Genomic DNA, 7,058 nt, shown 5'->3' on the forward strand with positions numbered 1-7,058 from the left:
ATCTACCCCAAGACAACAGGCCCCGCCCCAAACAACAGGCCCCGGCACCCTCACCCCCCACACACAAATAGGAGCGCAGGGGTACTCCCCCGGCGCTCCCGTTTGCCGCACTAGATATCCCCTAGTACGGTGGCGCGATTACGGCACACAAACCGCGCGCCCGTCGATCTTGCCCTCGTGTAGCATGCGATATGCCATCGGTGCGAGCTCAAGCGGGAACGGCGTGGTGCGAATCTCGAGTGGCTCGCGCTTGGCCATTTCCACCAGCTCCATGAGCTCGAGCCGGGTGCCCCACAGGGAGTTAGACAGCTCCATCTCCCACGGAACAATGCCGAATCCGACCTTGGCGAAACCGTTGCCAGCGCCGGCAAAAACGACCGCCGACTGGATGCCGCCACAGGCCACGGCGAGGTCCGGGGTGGGCCCGGCCGCCACGAAGTCCAGAACGAGGTCGGCGCCCTTGCCACCCGACAGCTCCATCACCTTCTCGGCCGCCGACTTATCGGACTTCAGCGCGTGATGCGCACCGACTTCCTTGGCGAACTGCAGCTTCGGCCCAGTCAGATCAAGCGCAATGACCTGCGCATCCGACATCCGTCGCAGGAGCTGAATCGCCACGTGGCCCAGGCCGCCCGCACCAATCACAACCGCCGTCGACCCGGCACGCAGCTTGTGCCGGAAACGCTTGATGATCGAGTACGGAGTCAGGCCGGCGTCGTTGAGCGGAGCCATCTTAATGGGATCCTGGTCGTCGATCGGCACGATGTGCTGCACCGAATCGACGGCCATGTACTCGGCCATGCCGCCCGGCTCGGCGAAGCCCGGCGAGATCATGCCGCGGCGGCACAGGTTCTCGTTGCCGCGAGCGCACAGGTCGCACACCCCGCAGCCCCAGCATCCGTAGACGAGCACGCGGTCGCCTACCTCGACACCCTTCGTGCCCTCTCCTAGTTCGACGATTTCGCCGGCTGTCTCGTGACCGAGAGTCATCGGGAGCTTATAACCGTAGACGTCATTGAATGTCTTCTCATCAAGCCCCATGACGAATTCGTCTGAATGGCACAGGCCCGATGCGAGCACCTTGATGACCATTCCACCTGGTGGCGCCGTCGGGTCATCGACGTCGACGTACTCTGGTGGCTTGCCGATCTTCCTATACTGAACTGCCTTCATGGCGTCACCTCTATATGTAGCTATGTGAAAAGCAGTCACAACGAACGCCGTTGTTCGCTGTGACTACAACCACATTTCAACCCAAGACTGTGAATATTCCGACCGAAATCCGCAGGTCGCCTCACTGTCAGGATTACTCGGCGCTGCCGTCAAGGAGATGGTTTGGCACGACGTCGGCCGTGGCGACGTCGTCGGGAACGTTGCGGATGAGGCGCGCGGGCGAGCCGACAGCGACGACGTTCGCCGGCAGGTCCTTCGTAACGACGCTTCCTGCGCCGACGACGGAGTTCTCGCCGATCGTGACGCCGGGCAGAACGATGACGCCGGCGCCGAGCCAGACGTTGTCGCCGATCTCGATGGGGCGCCCGCTCTCCCAGCCATCCTTGCGCGGCGTGGGCTCGAGGGGGTGCTCCGCAGTGAGGAGTTGGACCCGGGGTGCGATCTGGCAGTTCTTGCCGATGCGGATGTCGGCGACGTCGAGGAAAACGCAGTCGAAGTTGACGAAGGTGCCCTCGCCGATGTGGGTGTGAGCGCCGTAGTCGAGGTAGACGGGAGGCCGGATGGCGGCGCCGTCGCCGAATGTGCCGAACAGGTCCCTGGCGATGCGGGCGATCGCCTCGCCGTCGCCAGATGGCGCCGAATTAAGCTCGTCCTGCAGGCGCATCGAGCGCTCGAAAGCTCTCTCGAAGACCGGCCCGCTCGCTTGGTAGAGCTCGCCGGATAGCATTCGCTCGAACAGCTCTTCGCTGCGTTCTTCTGTCACATGAACCCCTCGGGTATCGATCAGATGCCAGAGTCCAGCATAGGAAAATTCCGGCGCAATAGGACGACGACGGCGAAGGCTCGGCATGAAAAGCGAGGGGTAGGGACGAATCCCTACCCCTCGCCCATCACTTGCGCGAATTACTTGATCAGGCCGAGAGCGCGAACGGCGTCGAGCTCTTCCTGAGCGGCCTTGATGTTGCGGTCGATGCCAACCTGGGTGGCATCGGAGATCTCGAGGCCTTCCACGACCTTCCACTCGCCGCCCTCAGCGGTTGCCGGGAAGCCGAAGATCAGGCCTTCAGGAACGCCGTAGTGCGAGCCGTCGGAGTAGATGCCCGGGGTGGTCCAGTCGCCTTCCGGCGTGCCGTTGACCCAGTCGTAGATGTGGTCGATCGCAGCAGATGCAGCCGATGCAGCCGAGGACGCGCCACGTGCCTCGATGATGGCCGCGCCACGCTTGGCGACGGTGGGCACGAAGTAGTCGTTGACCCATGCCTCGTCCACGAGCTCCGGAGCCGGCTTGCCGTCAACGGTTGCCCAGGTGATGTCCGGGTGCTGGTCGGCCGAGTGGTTGCCCCACACGGTCATCTTCTTGATGTCGGCCACGCGGGCGCCGGTCTTCTCAGCGAGCTGCGAAATGGCGCGGTTGTGGTCGAGGCGCATCATGGCGGTGAAGCGATCCTTCGGAACGTCCGGGGCGTTCTGCATGGCGATCACGGCGTTCGTGTTTGCAGGGTTGCCCACCACGAGCACGCGGATGTCATCAGCCGCGTTGTCGTTGATGGCCTTGCCCTGCGGACCGAAGATGCCGCCGTTGGCCTCGAGGAGGTCAGCGCGCTCCATGCCCTTTGTACGCGGGCGGGCGCCAACAAGCAGGCCGACGGAGGAGCCGTCGAATGCCTTGTTCGCGTCGTCAAAAATGTTCACGGACTCAAGAAGCGGGAACGCCGAGTCATTGAGTTCCATTGCGGTACCCTCTGCGGCCTTCAGGCCCTGGGGAATCTCGAGCAGGTTGAGGCGGACCGGGACGTCGTTGCCAAGTAGCGCGCCAGAGGCGATGCGGAACAGAAGCGCGTAGCCGATGTTGCCTGCTGCGCCAGTGACGGTGACGGTAACTGGAGACTTTGCCATGTAGTTAAACTCCTTTGTTGTTTCCAACGCGCCTATGCGCGCACGGGCTAAGTCTAACTGTTACGGCCGGCAAAATTCGGTCTTAAGTCCAAAGCGAAGACCCCGCGTGGACGCTCGGACTCAGGACACGAGTTTTGCCACGGGAAGCAGGTTTGCCGGCATCGGCCTGTCGAGTTCCCATTCGATGGCCATCGGCCTCGATCCGCTGTGGCTGACGTATCTCGCAGTGCCGAGACACGTGTACGGCTCGGTTCCTAAGTCCCCCTTTTTCGATTCCCGCACGAAGAGAACGACGCCGTTACCACGACTTTCGTGGTAAATGTAGCGCTGGCCTGTGGGCGAGTTTGCGCTGGTCCTGGACTGGGACTCCCAGTGGAAACGCGTGGGCGAGATGGCGTAATCGCGGTACATGGTGGACGGGGAGAAGTCCGCCTCAGACTTTTGGAGGGTAATGAGGAGAATATCGGCCTCGAGGTGTTCGACGTATTTGACGCCCTCACGCACATTGCCTGGCTTCTCAGAATCGACGGTGCCCACGCCGAAGCCGGCGAGTAGCTCTTCGCGTGAATAGCGCGCGTGACTCAAAATCGGGAGATTGGCGAATCTGCCGTCAAGCGGACGCGCAAGGGTACGGGAGATCTCTTCCCTCACCGCAAGAACCTGCTCAATCTCTGCCCGCAAGACACGGGACTGGGCGACGTTCCATAGCCGCTCGGCCATTGCGCTCGCCTCACCCGTTGGCCACAGAGAAAAGTAGAGCATGGGTGCAAATGCAGCCGACTCTCCCAGACTCCGGCGTGCGATCGTTGCTTCGGAAGATGTGCGGGCAAGTGCGAGTTCGGCGAGGATGCGCCTGTAGGCGCCAATCCGAGCCGGATCGTTGACGTGGGTAAAGGCACGGATCCGTTTGAGAAGATCGAGCTCGATCGGACTGGCCGCATCGAGCACCTGCCCGTCATCGAGGGCAAGGCTCGCAAACGCGTGCCATGAGCGCGGAATCTGACGGCCTTGCACGGACACGGTCGATGCGCCAGCTCCGTAGACGTCCGCCAGGGATCGGTCGGCGTCGTGAAGATAGGAGCGCAAGGTGTAGGGGCGCTGGTCGCCAGCGTGGTTACGGATATCGGCGGTCAGCTCACGGCCAGAGAGCGAGAGTTTGGACTTGAGGCTCGTGAGCACTTCCTCTTTGGTAACGCGGTCGAGGACAATGCGAGAACCGGCCGGCAAGAAGGGGAAGTCCGCATCGGTCGCCCGGCGGAGTTTTGCACGACCTAGGCCTGTCAGCGCACGAAGCTTGACATCGAACCGGAAGTTGGCGTGCTGGTGGCCGACGAAATCGAGGACGGTTAAGACGGGCTTGGTCGGTGTGCGCCGCAGGCCACGGCCAAGTTGCTGGAGGAAAATCGTGGCCGATTGTGTCGGTCGAGCCATGATCACCGTGTCAACGTCCGGGATGTCGAGGCCCTCATTGAACAGGTCAACGGCAAAGAGTGCGTTGATCTCACCGGCGCGAAGTGCGGCGAGTCCATCCGCGCGTTCGTCCTGATTCGAGGAACCGGACAGCGCTCGGGAAGGTATGCCCGCCTCGGTGAAGTAATCCGCCATGAAGCGGGCATGCTCCACCGTCACGCAAAAGCCCAGAGCTTTCATTTGGCTGACGTCCGTGACTATTCGGGTGGTGTTTTCCACGATCTTGGCGGCACGGGCTCGGTCTGCAACATATAGCGCGGCGAGCTCGGACTGGTCGTAGTGACCGCGCCGGAACGTAACGCGGCTCAGATCAGTACCGTCTGCAATTCCGAAGTAGTGGAATGGCACGAGGAGGTCGGCATCGAGGGCATCCCACAAACGCAATTCAGAAGCCACTCGACCTCCAAAGAATGCGTTCGCCACGTTCACCCCGTCCGCACGCTCCGGCGTTGCTGTCAATCCGAGGAGCTCTTTCGGCTGGAAGTAGTCGAGCACGCGACGATACGAGGCCGCGTCCGCGTGGTGGAATTCGTCGATGACAACCACATCAAAATGGTCCGGCTCAAATAGATGCTGGGCGTTGCGAAGAGATTGCACAGAAGCAAAAACGTGGTCAGCTTCCGTGGGTCGGAACCCACCCACAAAGAGCTCTCCGAAAGAACCATCGCGAAGCACGTCACGATAGGTGTGCAAGGCCTGCTCGAGGATTTCGCGGCGGTGGGCAACGAAGAGTAACCGCGGACGAACCTTGGCTCCCCCGTTATGTAAGCGGTCGATCAGTCGCAGATAATCGAGAGCGGCTACGACAGTCTTTCCCGTACCCGTGGCTGCGACGACGAGGTTCGCGTGCCGCCCGCTCTCCCGCTCGGCTTCAAGCTCGTCGAGCATCACCTCTTGGTGCGGGTATGGCCGTACTTGGAGAGATGTCACGCTCGCGAGTGTCGACGCTGGCGTCGCCGATCCTCCCGGCGGGGAGAAGCGAGCGCGTGCTAGGGCGTTGTCGAGACGGTCGGCATCCGTGGCTGGATCGTAGACCTCGTAGTCAATAGCCGACCAGTAGGACTCGAAGGTGGCGGAGAACTTGGCGAGAACGTGGGCGGTCGTCACCTCGCTGACGCGAACGTTCCACTCGACTCCATCCGTCATGGCGCTACGCGAAAGATTGGATGAGCCAATATAGGCAGTCGAATAACCGGAATTACGGTGGAAGATCCAGGCCTTCGCATGCAGCTTCGTGGAGGCCGAGTGATAGTTGACGCGAATCTCGGCGCCAAGGCGCGCGAGCTCATCGAGAGCCTTGCGCTCGGTTGCGCCGATATACGTGGTGGTCAGTACTCGAATGGGCACTCCTCGGCGAGCAAGCGATTCAAGACCCGACATGAGTGTCCGCACGCCGGTCCATTTGATAAACGATCCGAGCAGGTCCACTCGGTCAGCCGAGAGCATTTCCTTCGTAATTTCCGCGGCAAGGCCCGGATCGTGAGGGCCGTTCGTCAGGAGTGCGACGTCGGCGAGTGGAATTTCCGGACGGTCGGGAGGGCCTGTGACGGATCGTGGTGTCAGGGAAAGAAGTTGGTCAGGTGACGGAGTAACTTTCTTGGTCTCGCGTCCGGCGTCGGTTTCGCGGACTCGCAGTTGGGAAGGGCTCGGAAGAAGGGCGAGCAGACGATTCGTGAGTGCGAGCCGATCCTCGGGTTTCTCCTGTACGAGAGCGCGTTCGATACGACCGGCCAAGTGGGTGGTCAGGACATGAGGAGCATCAGCGGGATCGATCGCGGCGCTGACCGGGTGCAGATCCGTGCTGGCGAGCAAGCGGGCAAATTCATCGTCGATCAACCGCTCGTACAGTCCGGGCGACAGCTCGGATGAGTCACTGTTCTGGGGTGTATCTCCCGGTTGTAAACCCTTGTCTCTACCTGTCACGGGACCAGGTTAGCAGCCTTGCAATCCTTGCGCTGCCGGATATTCAGCGTGAGACCAAAAACGACGCGCTCGTGCCCCCGCGCGAGAGTGAACATCTACTTGGTGCGCTTGTCGAGGTAGTAGTTGGTGACCCTCGCGAGGAGGAATCCTGCTTCGCGGTCGCCTCCTCGCCGCAAATAGGACTTCGATTGTCAGACGGGCAAAGTGCTCGTCTGCCAATCGCAGCACGGTGGCTGGGAGCCTTGTTCGCCGGACGGCGCCGATCGGCCTTCGCTACCATGAGCGGCGTACTATTCGGGTCGAGTTTGTCTCGGCGGCGCACCAATCGGAGAAGGGCGTACCAATCGAGGGGGTCCAGAACCCATTTGGTACGCCGCCTGGCGTGGGTGAACCCATTTGGTACGCCGCTCGGGGTTCGGCAACGCCGCGGCAGGCATGGGTGAACCCATTTGGTACGCCGCTTGGGGCCGGCAACGCGGCGGCAGGCATGGGTGAACCCATTTGGTACGCCGCTTGGGGTTCGGCGACGCCGCGGCAGGCATGGGTGAACCCATTTGGTACGCCGGGCTAGGGTTTGACTGCCCGGTGGCGACTAA

At 61.8% G+C, this 7,058-nt stretch carries 4 protein-coding genes; all 4 read right to left on the minus strand.

The features are described 5' to 3' along the window. Positions 1-138 precede the first annotated feature (138 nt). The 4 genes from ACHFFR_RS06395 to ACHFFR_RS06410 all read right to left on the minus strand — a co-directional run bounded on the left by ACHFFR_RS06395 (position 139) and on the right by ACHFFR_RS06410 (position 6,462). Positions 139-1,173, minus strand: coding sequence for an NAD(P)-dependent alcohol dehydrogenase (locus ACHFFR_RS06395; protein WP_394263435.1), 1,035 nt, complete (start codon positions 1,171-1,173; stop codon positions 139-141). A 133-nt stretch (positions 1,174-1,306) separates the two neighbouring features. After that, entirely contained in the window at positions 1,307-1,936 is a 630-nt protein-coding gene (locus tag ACHFFR_RS06400; RefSeq protein ID WP_394263436.1) for a sugar O-acetyltransferase, read from the minus strand. Positions 1,937-2,076: 140 nt separating this feature from the next. Then, positions 2,077-3,069 carry a malate dehydrogenase gene (locus ACHFFR_RS06405; RefSeq protein WP_394263437.1) on the minus strand — a complete coding sequence of 331 codons (993 nt, stop codon included), beginning with the start codon at positions 3,067-3,069 and terminating at the stop codon, positions 2,077-2,079. Between the two features lie 120 nt (positions 3,070-3,189). Further along, positions 3,190-6,462: a DUF3427 domain-containing protein gene (locus ACHFFR_RS06410; RefSeq protein WP_394263438.1), complete on the minus strand. Its 3,273-nt coding sequence runs from the start codon at positions 6,460-6,462 to the stop codon at positions 3,190-3,192. Positions 6,463-7,058: the final 596 nt, after the last annotated feature.

It is taken from the genome of Trueperella sp., from assembly GCF_043424875.1.
GTDB lineage: Bacteria > Actinomycetota > Actinomycetes > Actinomycetales > Actinomycetaceae > Trueperella.